This is a genomic window from Collinsella sp. CLA-ER-H5 (genome assembly GCF_040092375.1).
Taxonomy (GTDB): Bacteria; Actinomycetota; Coriobacteriia; order Coriobacteriales; family Coriobacteriaceae; genus Collinsella.
On sequence record NZ_JBBNLR010000008.1, the window covers coordinates 1 to 22,092 of the forward strand.

Below are 22,092 nucleotides of genomic sequence, written 5' to 3' on the forward strand. Positions count from 1 at the left end.
AGGCGAACGCCGCCACCGCCGCCGAGCTCGTGAGGTGGCTGTGGGCCCTCGGCGCGATGTGCCGGGAGGCAACCGAATAGACATAGCCCCCGTCCCGGCGAGCCGGGCAGCCTTCGGGGATACCCCCGCTTTCGCTGGGCGCGCGGCAGCGGCCGCATGCGCGTAGTCAGACTTGGGGAGCCCCGCCGAAGGAATGGAGTGCGGGCCGACAGAACGGTATCCGCGGATATGAGACTGAGCCGAAGGCGTCGACGACATGCCGGGGGCGGACCGGGACGGGTTCAACGGCAGGCCCCGCCGACCGATTGCAAGCGGTCGGCGGGGCCATTGTGGCTCTTGACAGCGGATTGGGTCATATGAGCGAAAACGTCCCTAAGCGAGCAAGGTGACGTGAAAGAGGAGGGAAGCGTACTTTGGGTACGCGACCGACGATTGAACGTCAGATTGCCGCTTAGGGGCGTTTGCAGCGTCGGCTAAGAGAGATCGTCTTCGTAGGGCATCAGGTCTGCTAGGTAGCCTTTTTCCTTGAGCATCGCCTCGATCTCGTCGAGGGTCTGTTCGTCCTCCGCCGCAATGCGATGGAAGTGGTAGCCGCTGGTCACCGTCAGCAGCGGGAAGCTCTTGCCGCTCTCGATATCGCGCAGATAGCGCTCAACATCGCGACGATTGCGGATGTCCAGGTCGGCCGTGATCTTACCGTACACGCGGTGATTGACGATCACGTTGAGCACGGCGCCTCCGGCGTCGACGATACTCGTGAGCTCATCGCCTGCCTGCTCCACGCTGTGGCGAACCTTGACCAAGCGCGTGGGCACGGCGGGGCTGCTGGGGGCCTCCTGCAGCACGTAGCCGCGGTTGGTCGCCACGATATCGTGCCCATCGGCGCGCAGCAGGGCGATGTCCTGCACCACGACCTGGCGGCTCACACCCACCTCGCGGGCAAGCGCGCTGCCCGAAACTGGCCCCTTGGCTCCCTCGAGCACGGCCATGATGGCACGGCGACGCTCGCGGGCGTCCATTATTTACCGTCCAGCAGACGCAGGTGCTTAAGCGAGAGGTCGAGAATCGGCGCAGAGTGCGTCAATGCCCCCGAGCTAATGTAGTCGACGCCCAGATCAGCCAGGGCGCGGATATTGCTGGCATCCACATTGCCCGAGCACTCGGTCTTGGCGCGACCGGCGATAAGCTCTATGGCGGCGGCCATGTCGTCATGGGTCATGTTGTCGAACATGATGATATCGGCGCCGGCCTCCACAGCCTCGCGCACCATGTCCAGGTTCTCGCACTCGATCTCGACCGTCGTGGTAAACGATGCATGGGCGCGCGCCATCTCGATCGCACGCGTCACGCCACCGGCGGCATCGATGTGGTTGTCCTTGAGCATGACGGCCGTCGACAGGTTGTAGCGGTGGTTGCTGCCGCCGCCGATCTCGACCGCCGCCTTCTCAAACACGCGCATGCCCGGCGTGGTCTTGCGCGTGTCGACGAGCACGGTCTTGGTGCCCTCGAGCGCCGCGGCCATGCTGTGCGTGTAGGTAGCGATGCCGCTCATGCGCTGCAGGTAGTTGAGCGCCACGCGCTCGCCCGAAAGCAGCACGCGCGCATCGCCGCGCACCTGACCCACATGGTCGCCGGCGTGCACCTCGTCACCGCCGGCAACGTCGAACAGCACCGAGCTCTGCGAATCCAACAGCTCAAAGGTGCGGGCGAACACATCCAAGCCGGCGATGATGCCGTCGGCCTTGGCGATAAGCTCAACGGTAGCGGGACGCGCCGTGGGGCACACGCTCGCCGTGCTCACGTCCTCAAACGTGATGTCCTCGCGCAGAGCCTGCAAAATCAGATCATCGACGACGAGCTTCATGGTAATGGGATTCATGGTCTACTCCTCCACGGCCTGCGTGCCGGCGGCACGGGCCAAATCATCGATTGCCAGGATGTCGGCGCTCAGGGCGCGATGACGGCCATCGAGCGCGGGATCGCCCGCCTGCTCCACGGCCAGTGACTCGCCGGTACGCATATACCACGCGGCGCGACGACCCCAGACCAGCGCTTCGAGCAGGCTGTTTGATGCAAGGCGATTCTTGCCGTGAACGCCGTTGCAGGCCGTCTCGCCCGCGGCGTAGAGCTCGGGCATCGAGGTGCGGCCGTCCTTATCGACCCATACGCCACCCATAAAGTAGTGCTGCGTGGGCGTAACGGGGATGGGCTCGTCCAAGATGTCGCGGCCGTCCTCAAGGCAGCGCGCGCGAATGTTGGCAAAATGCCCGGTCACCACATCGCGTTCGACGGGGGCGAAGCTCAGCCACTCGTGCTCGGTACCGTCCTGCTTCATCTGCTCGCGAATAGCGGCGGCGACCACATCACGCGGCTGAAGCTCGTCGGTAAAGCGCTCGCCGGCGGCGTTGAGCAAAATCGCGCCCTCGCCGCGGCAGCTCTCGCTGATCAGGAAGGTGCGGCCCGGCTGCGGCGAGAACAGTCCCGTGGGGTGGATCTGCACGTAGTCCAGGTGCTCCATCTTAATGCCATGCTCCTGAGCGATGTAGCAGGCATCGCCCGTGAGCTGCGGATAGTTGGTCGAGTGGTCGTATACGCCACCGATGCCGCCCGTCGCCCACAGCGTGTGGCGGGCATGGATCTTAAACGGCTCGCCGGCATGCACGCCCTCGGCAGCATTTGCCAGCTCGTCGGCAGGACGAACCGAGTTGTCCTCGTCCACGGAAACGGCGACGACACCGGCACACACCGTGGCGCCGTCACGCTCGCCCGTCAGGATATCGGTCATGGCCACGTGCTCCAAAATCTGCACGTTATCCAGCTTGCGAACGGCCTGGAGCAGCTTGGTCGTAATCTCCTTGCCGGTGATATCGGCATGGAAGGCAATGCGCGGACGGCTGTGCGCGCCCTCGCGGGTAAAGTCGAGGCTGCCGTCGGCCTTGCGCTCAAAATCCACGCCCAGCGCTAGCAGGTCGTTGATGACCGAACGGCTCGAGCGGATCATGATGTCGACGCTCTCACGGCGATTCTCGTAATGACCGGCGTGCATGGTGTCCTCAAAGAAGGCATCGTAGTCCGATCCCTCAGGCAGCACGCAGATGCCGCCCTGCGCGAGCATCGAATCGCACTCGTCGACAGCGCCCTTGGAGAGCATGATCACACGCGTGCTCGTCGGCAGATTGAGGGCCGCGTACAGGCCTGCCACGCCGCAGCCGGCAATGACGACGTCGCACTCCATATCGGGGTATTGCTTGGTTTCCACAGGAATCCTTTCCCTTGAATGTGACAAAGGGACTGTCCCTTTGTCACATTGTTCTAGCGCGTTGCGTACTCGAGCATGCGGTCGAGCGTGAGTTTGGCCTGGTCGGCAGCCTCGTCCGACACGCCGATCTGCACCTCGCCCTCGCCCGTCTCCAGGCAGCGCACGAGCTTTTCGAGCGTGATGAGATCCATGTTGACGCAGGTGGGCTGCACCGCGGGGAAGTAGAACTTCTTGCCGGTGCCCCGGCAGCGGCGCTCGAGCTCGTAGAGCACGCCGCGGACCGTCACGATAATGAACTCGCTCGCGTCGGACTCCTCGGCATACCTGATGATGCCGGCGGTGGAGCCGATGTAGTCGGCCTCGGCCAGAACGTCGGCCTTGCACTCGGGGTGCGCCAGCACGAGCGCGTCGGGGTGGGCCTCCGTCGCGTCGACGATCTGCTCGACGGTGATGATGTGATGGCGTGGGCAGTAGCCGTTGTTGAGGATGACGTGCTTTTGCGGCACCTGCTCGGCTACGAAGCGTCCCAGGTTTTGGTCGGGAATGAACAGGATATGCTGCTGCGGCAGCTCGGACACGATCTTAACGGCGTTGGAACTGGTGACGCACACGTCGCTCCAGCTCTTGATCTCGACCGTGGAGTTGACGTAGCAGACCACGGCAAGGTCGTCACCGTACTCGGCGCGCGCCGCGTCGACCGTCTCACGCTTGACCATGTGCGCCATGGGGCAGTCCGCGCCCGGCTCGGGCAGCAGCACGGTCTTGGTGGGGCTGAGCAGCTTGGCACTCTCGCCCATAAACTCCACGCCGCACAGCACGATGGTCTGCTGCGGCAGGCTCTTGGCAAGCTTTGCCAGGTAAAAGCTGTCGCCGACGTAATCAGCCACGGCCTGTACCTCGGGCGCCACGTAATAGTGCGCTAGGATCACCGCGTCACGTTGGGTTTTTAGTTGTTGAATGGCCTCGACAAGCTCTGCGGGCACCAGTGCCGCGCGCTCCGTTGCCGTCGTTGCCGATGCTAGGCCGGCCGCGATATCGCGTGCAAGCTCCGACGCATCCATGTTCGCGCTCTGTGCCATCAAGGCCCCTCTCTTTTGGCGAATCTTGGGGCTTTAGTATGACACCTAGGTTTACAGCTGACAAGACAGCTGTAAACCTAGGTGTAAAGTTGAAATAAAGATTCAATCATGCGGCAGGTCCATTTTCGAACTGGCAAGCTGAGGATAGCCGAGCTCTCGATAGCGCAGGAGGCATCTTTCGCCACCGCAATACCGCTCGGCGCGAGTTGCGCGACGTGGGGCGCAAATGGGACACGCCTCCGCGAGCGGTCCGCACCCAATGTGGCAAAATCGAACTACTAAGGGGGCTCAGAATGCTCAAGATTATTGCCTGCGACGACGACGTCGCTTTTCTAGATAGACTGCACCGGATGATCGACCGTTGGTCGAGCGAGACGGGCACGGCGGTCGATGTTGCGCTCGTCACGCGCGGCGAGGACCTGCTGGCCCGCCATGCCGCATCGCGCGCCGACATCATCTTGCTCGATATGATCATGCCGCTCGTCAACGGCATGGACACCGCGCGCGAATTGCGCCAGGCCGATACCGCCGTGCGTCTGGTGTTTCTCACCTCATCGCCCGAGTTTGCACTGGAGTCCTACGAGGTCCGCGCCTTCGATTATCTGCTCAAGCCCGTGGCTTACGAACGCCTAGCGCAGTTGCTCGACGAGCTTTCGAGCATGCGCCCGGCGGCAACCGACGAGCTCGTGATCAAAACTTCCTTTGGCTACCACGCCCTGCGCCTGTCCGACATCGAATATGCCGAGGCGCGCAACAAGCACGTGGTCTTCCACCTGCGCGACGGACGCGATATCGAGGCACTTGAGTCGTTCCGCAGCGTCGAAGACCGTTTGGCGCAAAATGCCACCTTCTTTAAATGCCACCGCAGCTACCAGGTCAACCTGCGCAATATCGATCACTTTGACCGCACGGACATCGTCATGCGCTCGGGCGCGTGCATCCCGCTTTCGCGCAGCTGCAAGCAGGGATTCCAAGACGCCTACTTTGCGGTGCGCTTTGAGGGTGGGAGACACTGATGGTCTCCACGGTCGAAATGATCCTTTGGGCAATCCACCACGCCACGACGCTGCTCTTTGGCGTCTTTGCCTCGGCGGCGCTGTGCGGTGTCGAGATCAACCGGCGTCATGCGCTTGAACTGGTGCTGGTCGGTGCCGTAACTGGATGCGCATTTGGCCTCGCCAATGCCGTCGGCGGCGAGCTTTTCGCCCGCCAGGTATATCCACTCGTCGTGCATCTGCCGCTCGTCATCTATTTGTGCGCGCGCTACCGCCTGAGCCCGCTGCTTGCCGTACTCGGCATTACGAGTGCCTATCTGAGCTGCCAGTTCAGCAATTGGATGGGCATTGCCGCATTTGCCGCAACCGATTCTCAGATCGCGTACTATCTGGCGCGCATCGCGACCACACTCGCCGCCTTTGCCGTCCTGTTGCATTGGGCCGGCGACATCGGTCCGCGCTTGGCGATTAAAAGCACCACCGAGCTGGGCATCCTTTTAATCCTGCCGCTCGTCTATTACGTCTTTGACTATGCCACCAACGTCTACACCACGCTGTTCCACTCGGGCTCGGTGGTGACGGTTGAGTTTTTGGCATTTGCGCTCTGTGCCTTCTATCTTATGTTTCTTGCCGTTTACCTGCGCGAATACGAAGAAAAGGAAACCGCCGAGCGAGAGCGCTGGATGCTCGAAACCCGCGACAGCGCCGCCATCAAAGAGCTCGAGGCTTGGCGTCAATCTGGGCGCGAGCTGTCGATTCTTCGCCACGATATGCGCCACTTCCTACGCGGCCTGGCCGCTTTAATTGAGGAGGGCCACACCGACGAGGCGCTCAAACGCATCGATGAACTCTGCGAAGTCGGCGATCGCACCGCCGTACGCCGCTTCTGCGCCAACGAGACCGTAAACATCGCGCTTTCGTCATTTAACTCGGATATCAATAGAAACGGCATTACCGCCAACCTGCGCGCCGCCGTACCCGAAACCATCCACGTAGGTGACGCCGACCTGTTTAGCGTGCTCTCAAATGCCTTGGAAAACGCTATCACCGCTGCAAGCGCCGCACCCCAAGGAAAGCGATTCGTCGACTTTGACCTGCGATTAGAGGACGGCCAGCTGCTGCTGTTAGTTTCCAACACGTTTGACCGCGCGCCGCGCATGGTCGACGGCATGCCCGTAGCCGGGCACACCGGACACGGCTTTGGAACCAAGAGCATTAAGCTTGCCGTCGAACGCATGAACGGCAACTGCCAGTTCCGCATTAACGGCGATCGGTTTGAGCTGCGCGCTGTGATGTAGAAGTGCGGCGCCGATCTCGAGGCGTGCCTTGCCCGCCAGACAATCGCTCGCCGGCGCTAATCCGCTACAGCGGAGCGGCCGCCGGGGTCAGCTGCTTGATGTATGCCCACATGCGCTGCTTGGCGGCTTTGTCAGTTAGCGCCGCCTCAAAACCGTCGAGCGCGAGCACGCGGCGACCCTGCACATGGGCGACCAAGCCGGGCTTGAGCATGGCGGTGTCGAAGTCATCGATCGCCACGAGCATATCGGCGTAGGTCTCGCGCATGGCGTCAGCCGCGTTGTTGTCGAGCAGTAGCACCGCCTCGGGATCCAAAGCCTCAAGCGCCTCGCGGAACAGCTCGCACGGCAGAGTCTCGCCCACCGCGACCGCTCCGTCACCCACGCCGGCGACGCTTGCCAGCACGCAAAAATCCTCGGGCGCGTAGCCGATGGCCCCAAGCGCCTTGCGCAACGCCGTGCCATCCGGGCCGGCAGCAAGCTCGCCACCCGAACGCTCGGCGTCGTCCAAATCGCCTTTGACCAGAACGATCGGCGAGCACGCGTTGCCCGCGATACGCACGCCACGGACCGCAAGCGATGTGAGCTCCTGCTCGGCCGCCTGGGCGATGGCTTCTTTTTTCTGGCTTTGTGACGTGGACATGCGCTCTCCAATCGTTTGCGTGCCCACCATTATATAAAAGAGCTGCCCGCGAGTGGTTGCTTTGCGGGCGGCTGGGTATAAGCACGGTCGTACTGAGTTTTACGCGGCCGAGCCGCGTCGCATTATGGAGGTCACCATGGCTGGCATTAATCAGATTACCCCCGAGAACTTCGATTCCATCGTTAACGACAGCCTGCCCGTGCTGGTTGATTTTTGGGCACCGTGGTGCGGTCCCTGTCGATCCCTCTCGCCCATCGTTGACGAGGTTGCCGATGAGCTGGCGGGCAAGCTTGCCGTTGCCAAATGCAATGTCGACGACAACCAGGACCTGGCCATGAAGTATGGCGTCATGAGCATCCCCACGCTGATTGTGTTTAAGAACGGCGAGGAGATTGACCGCTCGGTTGGCGCTCTACCCAAGGCGAGGCTGCAGGCGCTGCTGGAGAAGCATCTGTAATACGCTTGTTACTTACTCGCCGTCTATGAGCGCTTTTGCACCGCTCGCCGGACTTCTGGATGCACCGAGTGCAACCACGGATAGTATGGTAGTCACAAACAGCCCCCAGTGAACGGGTGCGGGTCGCACAGACTCGTACCCGTTTTCTTATGCAACTGCGCGCAGAGCGGGCGTAGTAAAATCTGAACCACTGAACTGCCCCATACAAAAGGAGATTTCCCATGCATGATGTTGGAATGAACATGAGTCAGCTTGCCATGAGCGTCAAACAGGTCGACGACACCATCGAGCTCGCTCATGAGTGGAGCCATCAGCTGCTGCATGCGACCGAGAATTTTGACATGGAGCGCATCGGCGCCAAGCTCGAGGCCGCCATGGCCGCGCTGCACGAGGCGCATGACGCGCTCGAGGGCTACGAGGAAGCCATCGAGGCCGACCACAACTCCGTCGGCTCCGTGAAGCTGGTGTAACGTGGCCGAACATGAGCACGGCTGCGGGTACGAGCACGAGCATCCGCACGGGGCGGACGGTGACGCAGGCTGCCACTGTAGTGGCTCCGGCTCCGAGCTGGTCCGCTTTTCGGTTACCGCACCGGACGACCTGCTGCGCCGTTTTGACGAACAGATCGCGCGCCGCGGCGACGTGGCCAACCGCTCCGAGGCCGTGCGCGACCTGATTCGCGCCTCGATCGCCAAAGAGCAGATGCGCACGCCCGATGAGCATGTTATCGGGTCGCTCACCATGATCTACGACCACCATACCGGCGACCTGACGCGCCGTCTGGACGAAGTGCAGCACGACTACACCGACGAGATCGTATCGACCATGCACGTACATCTGGATCACCACAACTGCTTGGAGATCCTGGCGCTCAAGGGTCGCGGCGAGCGCGTCTACGAACTGTCCGACCGCCTGCTGGGCCTGCGCGGCGTTAAGCACGGCGAGCTCACGTGCGCCGCCACCAAGCAGAGCCTGGGGCTGTAGCGGGATTTCCCGCAGCGCACCTGCCAAAAAGGGACAGGTTTGTTTTGGCAGGTTTAGAAGTTTTACCTACCAAAATAAACCTGTCCCTTTTTGGTCGGTTTTGATGAGGGGTGTCGCATGCGGCATGTGCATATTCATGTGACGGGCATTGTGCAGGGCGTTGGCATGCGACCGTTTGTGTATCGCGAGGCCATGGCGCATGGCATTTGCGGATGGGTGCTCAACGCGGGCGACGGCGTGCATATCGAGGCGCACGCTCCGGCCGATGCGCTCGATGCTTTTGTTGCCGCGCTTTCTGAGCATGCGCCTGCGGCAGCTCACGTTGAGCGAGTCGATATTGCGGATTTGGAGCCTAGCGGCTGGAGCACTGCCAATGAGCAGGGCTTTCGCATCGTAGCGTCGCAGGATCAGACCGCGCACACGACTCTCGTCTCGCCCGATATCGCCACCTGTGACGATTGCCTGCGCGAGCTGTTCGACCCCGCCGATCAGCGCTATCACTACCCTTTTATCAACTGCACCAACTGCGGCCCACGCTTTACCATCATCCGGTCGCTGCCGTATGACCGAGCGGCTACCTCGATGGACCGTTTCCCCATGTGCCCCGCCTGCGCCGCAGAGTATGCCAATCCACTCGACCGTCGCTTTCACGCACAGCCCGATGCCTGCTTTGATTGCGGGCCGCATATTACGTGGCGCGAGGCTGTGAACGGCGATGCGTGCGGGAATTCGTCCGCGACACCGGCCGTCGGCACCACACGCGAGGCCAGCGACGCTATCATCGAGCGCTGCGTTGAGCTGCTGGCCAGCGGTGGCATCGTCGCCATCAAGGGCCTGGGCGGATTCCATCTAGCCTGTGACGCTGCCAACGAGCAGGCGGTGGCCGAGTTGCGCCGTCGCAAACGCCGCAGCAATAAGCCGCTTGCCGTCATGGTGCGCAGTCTTGCCGATGCCGGGCGCCTGTGTCATATCGACGATGCTGAACGCGATCTGCTCGCCGGCAGTATCCGCCCCATTGTGCTGCTGCGCCAGCGCACTGCTGGCGAGGGCAACGGCGGTTCCCCCGACATCCTCGCCCTCGCGCCATCTGTCGCGCACGACTTGCCCGAGCTCGGCGTCATGCTCCCCTATACGCCGCTTCAACATCTGTTGCTTGCCGTGGCAGAAGCCTGCGGTATGCACGCGCTCGTCATGACCAGCGGCAACCTGAGCGAAGAGCCCATCGAGACCGATGACGATCTTGCCTGGGAACACCTCGTTGCCGCCGGCATCGCCGACGCGTTGCTCGGTAACGACCGCGCGATCCTCTCGCGCTACGACGACTCTGTAGTGCGCGTGGTCGGCGGCGCCGTTATGCCCGTGCGCCGCGCTCGCGGATATGCACCCCAGCCGCTGCCGTTGCCGGCGCTCGACGGCGCTCCGTCCTGCGTGCTCGCCTGCGGGCCACAACAAAAGGCCACGATTGCGCTCACGCGCGAAGGGACGAACGGCGAGGCAACCTGTTTTGTGTCGCAGCATATCGGCGATGTTGAAAACGGCGGGACCTTCGATGCCTGGAACGCCGCGCGCACGCGCTTGGAAGATCTCTTTGACTTGGCGCCCGCCGCCTTGGCCTGCGATGTACACCCCAGCTATCTATCGGGCCAGTGGGCGCGCGAGCAGGCGCGAAAATGCAATCTGCCGCTCGTCGAGGTGCAGCACCATCATGCGCATATCGCGAGCGTAATGGCCGAGGCCATCGCCGCGGGCCAGCTTACAACCGACGCGCGCGTCCTTGGCATCGCCTTTGACGGCACCGGCGCCGGCACCGATGGGACCATTTGGGGCGGCGAGTTTCTTGTCGCCGGCCTTGGCGGCTTTGAGCGCGCCGCGCATTTGCGCACCTGGGCGCTCCCCGGCGGGGCGGCCTCCGTGCGCGACGCCCGCCGCAACGCCTTTGCCCTGCTCAGTGAGCTCGGCCTGCTCGAGCACCCAGGTGCCGCTCGACTTTTGGACAGCCTCGACGAGCAAACGCGCAGCGTGACAGCCACCATGATCGAGCGCGACATCAACAGCCCGCGTACCAGCAGCATGGGGCGTCTCTTTGATGCCGCAGCAGCAATTCTGGGCATCTGCGACAAGGCAACCTACGAGGGCGAACCCGCCATCGAGCTTGAGGCCGCCGCCTGGCGCGCGCTCGACAACGAAATCGCCCATTTTCCCGACGACAACGCCGGCTATTTCGCATCTGGCCCATCGTGGCTAGACGGCCCCTATGTTCTGGACCAGAAAGCACTCTTTGAGGCACTTTTGGGAGGAATTGAAGCCGGAGCGCCCGCCGACAGGCTCGCACTCGACTTCCATGTCGCCGTCGCGCGCTCCTCGGCGCGCATCGCCAGCGATATCTGCGTGCACGAGGGCATCGATACCGTCGCGCTCTCGGGCGGCGTGTTCATGAACCGACTTTTGCTTCAGTTCCTCACCCGCAAGCTTAAAGACGCAGGCCTTACGGTCTTGATTCCCCAAACCGTGCCCGTTAACGACGGCTGCATCGCCTACGGTCAGGCGGCAGTCGCACGCACTCGCCTCGCACAGGTCGCACCGCAATAGGCTGTTCGGCCAGCCCGCAAGCCGCCGTCTCACAGGTGTAGCGCGTTTGCCCGCAGCGCCCGCGAGCGCTACCATCAACTGATGGATTATTGAGCGCCCGTCCAGCGCAAAGCGTATAAAAGGGGAACAATATGTGCCTTGCCGTTCCCGGTAAAGTAGTCAAACGCGACGACGACCTCAAGGCCACCGTCGACATGATGGGCATCGAGCGCCCCGTGTCGCTGCGACTCGTGCCGACGGCGCAGGTTGGCGACTATATTCTCGTACACGCCGGCTTTGGCATCCAGATCGTCGACGAGCAGGAAGCACAGGAAACGCTCGAGCTTGTTAATGCCATGTCCGAGCTGGTCGAAGAAGACCAGCTTGCCACCAACCCGGCGGAGGCTTACTAGTGGCGCCCGAACAACCGGCTCGCTCCGGTATCGACTTCTCGGCATTCCGCAATCCCAAGCTGGCTCGCGAGCTCATCGAGCGCATTCATGAGCTTGTCGGCGACCGCGCCATCAACCTTATGGAAGTCTGCGGCACGCATACCGTGAGCATCGGGCGCTATGGCTTTCGCTCCATTATGCCGGCCGGGCTCAAGCTGCTGAGCGGCCCGGGCTGCCCCGTCTGCGTCACCGCCAACCGCGACATCGACCACGCAATCGCGCTCGCCAACATAGACGGCGCCATCATCACCACCTTTGGCGACATGATGCGCGTGCCCGGATCATCCACCTCGCTCGCTGCGCAAAAAGCGGCAGGGCGTGACATTCGCATCGTCTACTCCCCGCTCGACGCGCTCGACATTGCCGAGCAAAACCCCGATCGCCCGGTCATTTTTATGGGCGTGGGCTTTGAGACCACAACGCCCACCATCGCCGCCGCCATCTTGGAGGCCGAAGCGCGCGGGCTTTTGAACTTCTCGGTCTATTGCGCCCACAAGACCACGCCGCCGGCGCTGCGCGCCATCGCCAACGATCCCGAGACCGCCATCGACGGCTTTATCCTGCCGGGACACGTCGCCACCATCACGGGCTTAGCCCCCTTTGGCTTTTTGGTCGACGAGTTCAATACCCCGGGCGTGGTCACAGGATTTGAACCGGTCGATATCCTGCAGGGCATCTGTATGCTGGTCCAGATGGTTGTCGAGGACAGGCCCGCAATCGACAACGCCTACCGTCGCGGCGTCAATGCCGACGGCAATCCCGTGGCGCGCCAGCTGGTCGAGCAGGTATTTGAGCCGTGCGATACCACATGGCGCGGGCTGGGGCTGATTGCCAACTCGGGTCTTTCCATCCGCCCCGAGTTCTCGCGCTTTGATGCCCGTGCTCGCTTTGACGTGCCCGTTGAGGCGACGGTCGAGCCGCGCGGGTGCCGCTGCGGCGACGTGCTGCGCGGGGCCATTGCGCCGAGCAGCTGCCCGCTCTTTGGCCGCACCTGCACGCCCGAGCACCCCGTCGGCCCGTGCATGGTGAGCTCCGAGGGCAGCTGCGCGGCGTACTACCGCTACCGCGACTAGCCCGGACACACCCACACACCGGCACCACCCACGATTGGAGTTTTCGATATGTCCCGTACTGCCACCGATAGCACTGTCCTGTTGGGCCACGGCTCTGGCGGCCAGATGATGAAACGCATCATCGATGAGGTCTTTTTGGATGCCTTTGGGTCGCCCGAACTGCTCGAGGGCAACGATGCCGGCGTCGCTGCGCTGCCCGCGAGCGGGCGCATCGCCATGTCGACCGACAGCTTTGTAGTCTCGCCGCAGTTCTTCCCCGGCGGCAATATCGGCCGACTCGCCGTGTGCGGAACCGTCAACGACGTCGCGACCTCGGGCGCCAACGTGCGCTACCTATCGTGCGGCTTTATCCTCGAAGAGGGCTATCCCATGGACAAGCTGCGTCAAATCGTGCAGACGATGGCCGAGACGGCGCGCGAGGCGGGCGTGTCCATAATCACGGGCGATACCAAGGTGGTCGAGCGCGGCGGGGCCGACGGCGTCTACATCAATACCGCCGGCGTGGGCGAGGTGCCCGCGGGCGTGGCGCTCAGCGGCGCCAACTGCCGGCCCGGCGATATCATCCTGGTGTCGGGTACACTCGGCGACCACGGCATCGCCATCATGAGCCAACGCGAGGGCCTGGCGTTTTCGAGCACCATCGAAAGCGATGCCGCGCCGCTCAACCACCTGATTGCCGATGTGCTTGCCGCAGCACCCGACACACGCTGCTTCCGCGACCCCACGCGCGGTGGCCTGGCGTCCACGCTCAACGAGTTTGCCCAGGCCAGCGGCGTTGCCATGGAGGTCGACGAGGATGCCGTGCCCGTGCGCCCCGACGTGCAGGCAGCCTGCGAGATGCTCGGCTACGATGTGCTGCAGGTGGCAAACGAGGGCAAGATGGTTGCCGTGGTGCCGGCCGAGCAAGCCGATGCCGCGCTGGCAGCCATGCGCGCCGCCCGCTACGGCGAGAACGCCGCCATCATCGGTCGCGTGCTGCCACTTGCCGAGGGCGCCCGTCCCGCCGTGCGCGTACGCACCGGCTGGGGCTCGACCCGTATCCTCGACATGCTTGTGGGAGAACAACTGCCGAGGATTTGCTAACGACAAAGGCTCAGGGCTATTAAAGATATTCAGATTCCAAACATGCCCGGCACGCATGCCCAGTATCATGGGGTGCGTTTTACAACTCAAGCGGCAGGAGCACCCATGGCAGCAGCTTTTTCCCATGTGATCTTTGATCTGGATGGCACCATCCTCAACACGCTCGAGGACCTGGCGGCCGCCAGCAACCATACCTGCGAGATGCACGGCTGGCCCACGTTTGCCGTAGACGAGTACCGCTACAAGGTGGGAAACGGCATGCTCAAGCTGGTCGAGCGCTTTATGCCCGCCGAGTACGCGGGCGACGGCCGTATGTTTGAGCAGACGCTTGCCGAGTTTAGGGCCTATTACGGCGAGCACAAGGAGGACCACACCTCACCCTACGCCGGCACGATTGAGATGCTCGACCGTCTGCGCACAGCGGGCGTTCAGCTTGCCGTGCTCACCAACAAGGATCATATTTCGGCAGCCCCGCTTATCGAGAAATACTTTGGCCCCGATCGCTTTGCGCTGGTACAGGGCCGTGTGGGCGCATTTCCGCCCAAGCCCGAGGCACCCGTCACGTTGCATGTGATGAAAGAGCTGGGCGCCGATCCGGCAACCACGCTCTATGTGGGCGATTCGAATGTCGATGTTCTGACCGGCCACAACGCCGGCCTTAAGAGCGCGGGCGTCAGCTGGGGCTTCCGCGGCCGCGCAGAGCTGGAAGCCGCCGGTGCCGACTACGTGGTAGATACGCAGGACGAACTCGCCGAGCTAATCTTGGGCGAGTAGCGAGCGACACCGCTTAACGCAGCTGCGACAATTCTTCCACGCGGAAAGTGCATCCCGTTTTGGAGCTCCGAAATGGGATGCACTTTCCGTTTGAGGCGCGTCGGGGAAACCGTATCCCGTTTCAGAGCAATATTCCGGGTCGCGGTTTCCGCAACCCGCCCCATCCGGAAACCGCGACCCGGAATTCGGCCAAAAAACCGGGTCGCATTTTCCCGAGCATTTGATACGGCGTTGATACAAGGAGTGTCCCCAACTGCCGGCAGAAAAGGAACGTCCCCAAGTGCCGCCTCAATGACTACCATGGCAACGCCGCAGGTAGAGGACGGGCAGCGAGCGGGCACCAGTGCGAACAAATTGGCATGAAAAGAGGACGGTATAGACCTTCTGGTCATGCCGTCCTCTTTGAATGACAAGTTGTCGCTCTGGTGCCCGCGCAGCGTCGGGCAGTTACGGCGTTTGGTAAAACGCCGTAACGAACTACCGCGTAACTCCCCTAGCTCATCATCGCATTCATCATCTCGGTGGTTGCGGAATCGTCAGCAGACCACTCGCCATCGTCATTGGCGGTGTACTTGAAGGTAACCTTGGTGTCCTTGGTCTTAGCGGCCTTGGTCACGTCGACCATGACCTGGCCGGCCATCTTGTACAGGTCGTCCTCGGAAGGCATCGTATCGAGCGCCGCGATCTTCTCCTGATACTGGGTGGCGAAATCTTCAACGATCTTGTTCATGGACTTGCAGGTAATGGTGACATCGGCAGTCGCGGTGCCCTTGTCCTCGTCGACCGTCACATCGCCGATCTTGTAGTCAAAACCCTCGAGATAGCTCTTGGCGTACTCCTTGGGATCGATGCCCAGCTGCTCGAACTCGTCGCCCGAGGCCTCTTCCAGGCCGGCGAGGAAGTCGTCGCCGCCGTTCTTGACCTCGTCAAACTGCGTCGTAAGATCCTCGGTGATGAGCTCCTCAACCGAAGGACCTCCGCAGCCGGAAAGCACAACCACGCACGCGACCAGAACAGCCATCAGGGGCGCAAGCAGCAGCTTCTTCTTCATGACATTCCTCCCAACAAGCGGCACCGCGCTTCCCGACGCGGTGCGCGTCGTAACAATAAGGCCATACTAGCCGATAACGAACACCCCCGGCAAAGCAAAGGCGCAGTCGGCTCGATTTAACGTCCGAACGGTTTACCGGTCCGCCCAACGCGCAATAAAACGTTCCGCCGCATTGCAATAAAAAAGGGCGGCCGGATAACCCGACCACCCCAAAACACCCTTATGTTGCCGCAGACTACTTGCGGACGACCTTGACGATGGCATCGCCAGCGGAGACAGCGGAGTCAGCCTCGACGGCGAGCTCGACGTCGGCGAACTCGGCGGTGTTGGACACAGCCACGACGACGCAGTCCTTGTAGCCGGCAGCGGCGATCTTGGCGCGGTCGATCTTGAGCATGGGCTGGCCAGCCTTAACGACATCGTCGGCCTTGACGAAGCCCTCGAAGCCGTCGCCGTTCATGTTGACGGTATCGACGCCAACGTGCACCAGAACCTCGATGCCGCTATCGGACTGCAGGCCCACGGCGTGACCCATGGTGACGGTCACCTTGCCGTCGCAGGGAGCGTAGACCAGATCGTCCTCGGGCCACACGGCGCAGCCCTTGCCCAGGACCTCGCCGCCAAAGACGGGATCGGGCACATCGGCCATCTTGATGACCTTGCCCTTGACGGGCGAGCACAGCACGTCGGCGCCGGCAGAAGCAGAGATGGAGGACGGAGCAGCGGCAGTCGCGGGCTCAGCCTTCTTCTTGAACATGTCAAACAGACCCATACGTTTTCTCCTCTTGATTAAGCGCAACGTTGTGCGCATGCCTATGGTGATTATAGTGCCAAATGGTTCAAATGCTAAGGTGGGGACTCGAATCGCGAGCCCATCCCAACGCTTTTCCCCGGTGGCACTCATATTGTCGATTAATCCAGGCCCTCGGCACCGTTGGACTTGATGATCTTCTGGTAGGCGTAGAAGCTGTCCTTGCGGCGGCGCTCGTAGGTACCGGTGCCGTCGTCGTACTTATCGACGTGGATGAAGCCATAGCGCTTGCGCATCTCGCCGGTGCCGGCGGACACCAGGTCGATGGGACCCCACCAGGTGTAGGCGATCAGGTCGACGCCGTCGGCAATGGCCTCGCCCATGGCCTTGATGTGGCTCTGCAAGTAGGCGATGCGGTACGGATCGTGGATGGAACCGTCCTCCTCGACCTCATCGTAGGCGCCCATGCCGTTCTCGACCACCATCAGCGGAATCTCGTAGCGGGCGTAAATCTCGTTGAGGGCGATGCGCAGGCCCAGCGGATCGATCTGCCAGCCCCAATCGGTGGACTCCAGATAGGGGTTCTTGCCGCCAAAGGTCATGTTGCCCTCGGTCATCTCGTGATCCCTGTGGGTGCCCACGGTGCCGGACATGTAGTAGCTAAAGGTGTAGAAATCGACCTTGCCGTCGGCGATATCCTGCAGGTCACCGTCCTCCATCACAAGCTCGACATCGTTCTCGGCCCAGAAGCGCTTGGCATAGAACGGATACTTGCCGCGCACCTGCACGTCGGAGCAGTACCAGTTCATGGTATTCATCTCCTGCTGCGTGGCGAACACGTCGGCCGGATCGCACGTGGCGGCATAGGAGAGGATGAAGCAGTCCATGTTGCCCATCTTAAACTGCGGATAGTGCTCGTGGGCATAGCGCACGACGCGGCCGCTGGCGACAAACTGGTGATGCAGGGCCTGCATACGGGCCTGCGGCGTGGTGTGGACCGCCGAAGCCGGGCCCTCAAAGCCCTGGATCATGCTGGTCTCAAAGAGGTTGCCCATGTCCTGAGTGCCGCAGTTGATCTCGTTGAAGGTGAGCCAGAACTTGACCTTGTCCTGATAGCGGTCGAAGACGGTCTGGCAGTACTTCTCAAAGAAGCCGATGAGCTCGCGGCTCGCCCAGCCGTTGTATTTCTCGACCAGGTGATAGGGCATCTCGTAGTGCGACAGGGTCACGAGCGGCTCGATATTGTGAGCGCGCAGGCAGTCGAAGACGCGGTCGTAGAAGGCGAGGCCGGCCTCGTTGGGCTCGGCGTCGTCGCCGTTGGGGAAGATGCGGCTCCAAGAGATGGACATGCGGAACATGGTAAAGCCCATCTCGGCGAACAGCGCGATGTCCTCCTCGTAGTGATGGTAAAAGTCGATACCGTCATGGTTGGGGTAGAAGCGATTAGGGTCGATGTCGATCGTAATCTGGCGCGGCTCCTTGTAGCTGCCGCCCAAGAAGTGGTCGTCGACCGACGGACCGCGGCCGTCCACGTTCCAAGCGCCCTCAAACTGATTGGCGGCGGTAGCGCCACCCCAATAGAAACCCTCGGGGAATCCCATAAGTGTCTCCTCGCTCATGCGTGTTGCTGATGAAACGAGTATGCCGCCGAGTCGCTCCAGGCCAGGGCGAAGGCGCCGATTTGGACACTTCTTTTCGCAGACGCGCGCTGCAACAGCGCTGCAGCTGAAACATTTTGACACCGAAGGAGCGAAGACGATCCGCCCCGCGCTTACCGGCGGTATGCCGCGGGGGTACAGCCATACTTGTCGTGAAACTTACGGTAGAAGAAGCTCATGTTTTCATAGCCCACCGCATGCGCAGCCGCCCCGGCCGTGGCGCCACCGCGCAGAAGCTCGGCCGCACGCACCAGGCGTCGCTCCTGCACAAGTTGCCTAAAGGTCTTGCCCACATGTCGCTTGAGGAGCGCCGTCGCATAATTAGGGCTCAAGCCAAACTCCGCCGCCATCCCCTCGAGGGAGCATGCAGCGAATTCGCGATCGATATAGCCAAGCATTCCCGTCACCAGGGCAGTGGGCCCCGCCGCGCCGTCCGCCGCGCCGCGCACCAGCTCGCGCTCGTAGCAATCCATGAGCTCGGCCAAAAACAGCTGAAACAGACGCAGGACGATCTCGGAACCGTTGGGGCTCGGGTCGTACAGCTCGCAGAGCATCTCCTGCATGTAGCGCCGAATCCGACGGCTCTCGCCGCAATGAAAACGGACATGGCCCCGATGGTCCGTCTCGCTGTTGAGCGCGTTGAACAAAAACCGCGAGACCGCGCTCTCGCGCGAGAGGCTCGACTCGAGACTCCGGCGCAAAAAAGAGCGTGAAACGGTCATGCTCAGCATGATGTCGTCCTCGCCGAGCGCCGCCACGGCATGAGGGCAAAGGGCGTCGAGCAAAAGCACCTCGTTGCGGCGCAACTCGAGCCTCTCCCCCGCCACCGTCTGCGGGCAGCGCCCGCGATACACATAGCTCATCTCCACGTAATCATGCACGTGCTCGGGAACTGCATTAAAGCGCGAGTTTTTCCTTATCGTCAGGCCACGCGGCATGCCGGGCTGGGCATAGGCAAACCCTGGCTGCCCAATCTTGCGCACTGGGCATCCGTCGATTTCGACATGCTCGGTCATAATCGACCAATCAAATGCCATGCCGTCTTTATAAGCGATCTCACTGGTGCTCAGTTCGCTGAGCCTACGCTCGAGCTCGTCGATCTCCATGGCTTGCCAATCGTTGATTTGGTCATAGTTCGTCGTGATTCAGATATTAGCAGAACGCGCCGACGCGTCCATAATCTGTGCTATGCAGCAGACCGATCGAGCCAAGGAGGATCCATGACCGCGTACTATCAGCAGGTGCTCGAGGGCACATACGACAACCACGTGCTTCCGTTTTTGTGGATGAAGGGCGAGAGCCATAAGACCATTGCCGAGTATCTGGAAAAGATCGCCGGCGCCGACATCCACGAGGTCTGTCTCGAAAGCCGCCCACACCCCGATTTTTGCGGCGAGGGCTGGTGGCGCGACTTGCGCTTTGTCATTGACGAGTGCAAGCAGCTGGGCCTTAAGCTCTGGATCTTGGACGATGCGCACTTCCCCACGGGCTTTGCCAACGGCGCCGTCGAGGAGGCCGTGCCCGAGCTCCGCAAGATCGTGCTCACGCACCGCACGTTCGACATCGTGGGCCCCACGTCCGCCGCGAGCATCGCGCTCGCCAACATGCTCGACAAAACGGAGCGCTTCTACGGCGCGACATTTATGCAGGACGGCAGCCCCGTCGACGTCGCTTACCGAGTAATCGACGATGCAGACGGCAACCCCAGCCGCCTGGTCTTCGATGCACCTGCGGGCCTCACGCAGGCATGCGTGATGTTCACGAGCGGCAAGACCTCCTACAACGAGGACTACATCAATATGGTCGACCGCGCCTCGGTGGCGCAGCTCATCGATGCTGTCTACGAGCCGCATTTTGAGCATCTGGGCGATGAGTTTGGCAAGACGATCCTGGGCTTTTTCTCCGATGAGCCCGGATTTGCCAACGAGAAGGGCACCACGGGCCCCGATGGCATCTCGGACACGCTCATCGGCAAGGCCACCGCGCCCCTACCCTGGTCGGCCGAGCTTGAGCGTCGCCTACGCGCTGCACTGGGCGAGCGCTACCTGGCCGAGCTCCCGCACCTGTGGGACCGCGAGCCGGCCGGCGCGCACGTACGCCACGTCTATATGGACATCGCGAGCACCCTCTATAAGGAGTGCTTCTGCGACCAGCTCGGAGACTGGTGCCGCGCGCGCGGCGTGCAGTACATCGGCCACGTTATCGAGGACAAGGACTGCCACGCGCGCCTGGGCGTGGGCGCCGGGCACTACTTCCGCGCCGTGGGCGGTCAGGACATGGCGGGCGTCGACATCGTGATCAACCAGCTGGTACCCGGCATGGACCGCGGCCTTCACAGCTACGGACGCGGCGTATGGGACCTCGAGTTCTATAACTACGTGCTGCCCAAGCTGGGCTCCTCGGCAGCACACCTCGACCCCAAAAAGCAGGGGCGCTGCATGGCCGAGGTCTTTGGCGCATTTGGATGGCACGAAGGCCTGCGCGAGATGAAGTGGATCGCCGATCATTTTTTGGTGCGCGGCGTCAATTGGTTTGTGCCGCATGCCTTTAGCATGGCCGCCTTCCCCGACTGGGACTGCCCGCCGCATTTCTATGCGCATGGCCAAAACCCCCAGTTTGCACACTTTGGGCAGCTCATGAGCTACATGAACCGTACGGCGAGTCTGCTGAGCGGCGGGCGTGCAACGACCCCGGCGGCGCTTCTCTACCATGCGGACGCCGAGTGGGCAGGCGAGGCGAACTTTATGCAGCATGCCGCCTCCGAGCTTATGCGCGCGCAGGTCGACTTTGACATCGTGCCAGCAGAGGCATTTGAGGACGCAGGGCGCTATGCCGTTGAAATTGCCGCAGACGGTAGCGGCTTTAGCGTGAACGGCCAGGCATACCGCTGCCTGGTGATGCCCGGAGCCGAGTTTGTCGGCGGAGCCGTGCTCGACTTTGCCGCGCGCGCCGCAGCCGCGGGCGTTGCCGTGTACGCGCTGGATAAGTTGCCGAACAAGCGCTACGACGGCGACACTGCAGGCCGCGAGGGCTTTGCCTCCCTGGATGCAACCGCGCTCGCCGGCATCAAACTCCTGGCGACCACCGGGCTCGCAGGCACACTTGCCAATACCGGCATGCAGACCGTGGTTTGCGCCGAGCCCCAGCCCTGGCTGCGCGCACTGCGCTACGAGCGGGCGGGCGAGAGCTATCTGATGCTCGTCAACGAGCATCCCAAGCAGGGTATCTCCACTCAGGTTGCGCTTGCCGACGGCACACCCGTTGCAGGCGCGCGCCTCGACCTGCTCAACGGCACCGAGCCCGCCGCCTTTGACGGCACGCTCGAGTTGGCTCCCTACGAGAGCTGCATCGTGGTCCTTGGGGCTACAGGTTCCGCCGGCGCGGCAACCGTTGGAGACGAAGCCGCATGCATCGACGGGCCCTGGGCGGTTGCCTTCTCTGCCCCTGGCACCGATGCCTTTGGCGAGCCTGTTGAGCTTGCAGACCTGCACGACCTTTCCTCGGCCGAGTTCCCCGGCAAGGCCGGCACATTCCGCTACCAGGCCTCCTTTGTCCTGGGCGAAGCGGTCACCAGCACCGTCATCGACCTTGGCGAGGTCTTTGAGACCGCAACCGTCGCCCTCGACGGCAAATCCCTCGGCACCCGTATCTGTCCGCCTTACCGCTTTGAGGTCGGCGCGCTTTTGGCCGGTGAGCACGCGCTTACGATCGACATCATCAACACCCTCGATCACGCCGTCCCCGACATATTCGGCATGACCGAGCCCTCCGAGCCCAGCGGCCTCTTGGGGCCCGTACGTGTGCTCGGGTAACGCCCCGGGCGCAAACGGCCCAACAAGGACAGTGCCCCCATGTTGAGCCCGCACGGCGTCGAGCGGTCCGTCGTTCATAGACCGGCGGACCAAAACTCCCAGCCAAGCCGAACGTTTTATTTATCGTTATGATTGGTTTATCGCGACGCAAACGCATA

General features: G+C 62.3%; 20 protein-coding genes. 11 read left to right on the forward strand and 9 right to left on the reverse strand.

All coding sequences use genetic code 11. The annotated features are described in order from the left end of the window. Nucleotides 1-473 precede the first annotated feature (473 nt). The 4 genes from AAAX31_RS04295 to nadA are packed head-to-tail and all read right to left on the reverse strand — an operon-like array spanning nt 474 to nt 4,338. Entirely contained in the window at nt 474-1,019 is a 546-nt protein-coding gene (locus tag AAAX31_RS04295) for a transcription repressor NadR (protein ID WP_217107428.1), read from the reverse strand. Then, the gene (nadC, locus tag AAAX31_RS04300) at nt 1,019-1,879 is read right to left on the reverse strand and encodes a carboxylating nicotinate-nucleotide diphosphorylase (RefSeq protein WP_217107427.1); all 861 of its coding nucleotides are present in this window, start codon (nt 1,877-1,879) and stop codon (nt 1,019-1,021) included. Before nadC ends, AAAX31_RS04295 begins: the two co-directional genes overlap by 1 nt. A gap of 3 nt (nt 1,880-1,882) precedes the next feature. Next, nucleotides 1,883-3,259, reverse strand: coding sequence for an FAD-binding protein (locus AAAX31_RS04305; protein WP_349076288.1), 1,377 nt, complete (start codon nt 3,257-3,259; stop codon nt 1,883-1,885). 53 nt (nt 3,260-3,312) lie between these two features. Next, the gene (gene nadA, locus AAAX31_RS04310; RefSeq protein WP_349076289.1) at nt 3,313-4,338 is read right to left on the reverse strand and encodes a quinolinate synthase NadA; all 1,026 of its coding nucleotides are present in this window, start codon (nt 4,336-4,338) and stop codon (nt 3,313-3,315) included. A 293-nt stretch (nt 4,339-4,631) separates the two neighbouring features. Here nadA and AAAX31_RS04315 point away from each other — a divergent pair, with 293 nt between their 5' ends. Both AAAX31_RS04315 and AAAX31_RS04320 read left to right on the forward strand, forming a co-directional pair. After that, nucleotides 4,632-5,354: a LytTR family DNA-binding domain-containing protein gene (locus AAAX31_RS04315; protein ID WP_217107424.1), complete on the forward strand. Its 723-nt coding sequence runs from the start codon at nt 4,632-4,634 to the stop codon at nt 5,352-5,354. Continuing rightward, nucleotides 5,354-6,631 carry a GHKL domain-containing protein gene (locus AAAX31_RS04320; RefSeq protein ID WP_349076290.1) on the forward strand — a complete coding sequence of 426 codons (1,278 nt, stop codon included), beginning with the start codon at nt 5,354-5,356 and terminating at the stop codon, nt 6,629-6,631. The genes AAAX31_RS04315 and AAAX31_RS04320 overlap by 1 nt, the downstream gene beginning before the upstream one ends. Nucleotides 6,632-6,695: 64 nt before the next feature. Here AAAX31_RS04320 and AAAX31_RS04325 read toward each other — a convergent pair whose 3' ends face one another. Further along, entirely contained in the window at nt 6,696-7,271 is a 576-nt protein-coding gene (locus tag AAAX31_RS04325; protein ID WP_217107422.1) for a hypothetical protein, read from the reverse strand. Between the two features lie 136 nt (nt 7,272-7,407). Between AAAX31_RS04325 and trxA the strand changes: the two genes are divergently transcribed. The 8 genes from trxA to AAAX31_RS04365 all read left to right on the forward strand — a co-directional run bounded on the left by trxA (nt 7,408) and on the right by AAAX31_RS04365 (nt 14,662). Next, nucleotides 7,408-7,728, forward strand: a complete 321-nt coding sequence (gene trxA / locus AAAX31_RS04330; protein ID WP_217107421.1) for a thioredoxin — start codon at nt 7,408-7,410, stop codon at nt 7,726-7,728. A 221-nt stretch (nt 7,729-7,949) separates the two neighbouring features. Then, nucleotides 7,950-8,198 carry a hypothetical protein gene (locus tag AAAX31_RS04335; protein ID WP_006235225.1) on the forward strand — a complete coding sequence of 83 codons (249 nt, stop codon included), beginning with the start codon at nt 7,950-7,952 and terminating at the stop codon, nt 8,196-8,198. Nucleotide 8,199: 1 nt separating this feature from the next. Then, on the forward strand, nt 8,200-8,712 hold the full coding sequence (gene nikR / locus AAAX31_RS04340; RefSeq protein WP_217107420.1) for a nickel-responsive transcriptional regulator NikR: 513 nt from the start codon (nt 8,200-8,202) through the stop codon (nt 8,710-8,712). A gap of 117 nt (nt 8,713-8,829) precedes the next feature. Continuing rightward, nucleotides 8,830-11,301: a carbamoyltransferase HypF gene (gene hypF / locus AAAX31_RS04345; RefSeq protein WP_217107419.1), complete on the forward strand. Its 2,472-nt coding sequence runs from the start codon at nt 8,830-8,832 to the stop codon at nt 11,299-11,301. Between the two features lie 131 nt (nt 11,302-11,432). Beyond that, entirely contained in the window at nt 11,433-11,693 is a 261-nt protein-coding gene (locus tag AAAX31_RS04350; protein ID WP_006235228.1) for a HypC/HybG/HupF family hydrogenase formation chaperone, read from the forward strand. After that, entirely contained in the window at nt 11,693-12,805 is a 1,113-nt protein-coding gene (hypD, locus tag AAAX31_RS04355; protein ID WP_226790499.1) for a hydrogenase formation protein HypD, read from the forward strand. The genes AAAX31_RS04350 and hypD overlap by 1 nt, the downstream gene beginning before the upstream one ends. A gap of 48 nt (nt 12,806-12,853) precedes the next feature. Beyond that, on the forward strand, nt 12,854-13,888 hold the full coding sequence (gene hypE, locus AAAX31_RS04360) for a hydrogenase expression/formation protein HypE (protein ID WP_349076291.1): 1,035 nt from the start codon (nt 12,854-12,856) through the stop codon (nt 13,886-13,888). 105 nt (nt 13,889-13,993) lie between these two features. After that, nucleotides 13,994-14,662 carry an HAD-IA family hydrolase gene (locus tag AAAX31_RS04365; protein ID WP_117757705.1) on the forward strand — a complete coding sequence of 223 codons (669 nt, stop codon included), beginning with the start codon at nt 13,994-13,996 and terminating at the stop codon, nt 14,660-14,662. A gap of 493 nt (nt 14,663-15,155) precedes the next feature. On the opposite strand, the gene AAAX31_RS04370 is transcribed toward AAAX31_RS04365, so the two are convergent. From AAAX31_RS04370 to AAAX31_RS04385, 4 genes are all read right to left on the reverse strand, one after another. Beyond that, a complete protein-coding gene (locus tag AAAX31_RS04370; protein ID WP_117757704.1) occupies nt 15,156-15,713 on the reverse strand; it encodes a hypothetical protein in 558 nt (185 codons plus the stop codon). Nucleotides 15,714-15,948: 235 nt separating this feature from the next. After that, the gene (locus AAAX31_RS04375; protein ID WP_117790320.1) at nt 15,949-16,485 is read right to left on the reverse strand and encodes a PTS glucose transporter subunit IIA; all 537 of its coding nucleotides are present in this window, start codon (nt 16,483-16,485) and stop codon (nt 15,949-15,951) included. Nucleotides 16,486-16,625: 140 nt separating this feature from the next. Then, nucleotides 16,626-18,065, reverse strand: coding sequence for a glycoside hydrolase family 1 protein (locus AAAX31_RS04380; protein ID WP_349076292.1), 1,440 nt, complete (start codon nt 18,063-18,065; stop codon nt 16,626-16,628). Nucleotides 18,066-18,235: 170 nt separating this feature from the next. Further along, the gene (locus AAAX31_RS04385) at nt 18,236-19,228 is read right to left on the reverse strand and encodes a helix-turn-helix domain-containing protein (protein ID WP_124785749.1); all 993 of its coding nucleotides are present in this window, start codon (nt 19,226-19,228) and stop codon (nt 18,236-18,238) included. 114 nt (nt 19,229-19,342) lie between these two features. On the opposite strand from AAAX31_RS04385, the gene AAAX31_RS04390 reads away from it, so the two are divergent. Beyond that, nucleotides 19,343-21,934, forward strand: a complete 2,592-nt coding sequence (locus AAAX31_RS04390; RefSeq protein WP_349076293.1) for a hypothetical protein — start codon at nt 19,343-19,345, stop codon at nt 21,932-21,934. Nucleotides 21,935-22,092: the final 158 nt, after the last annotated feature.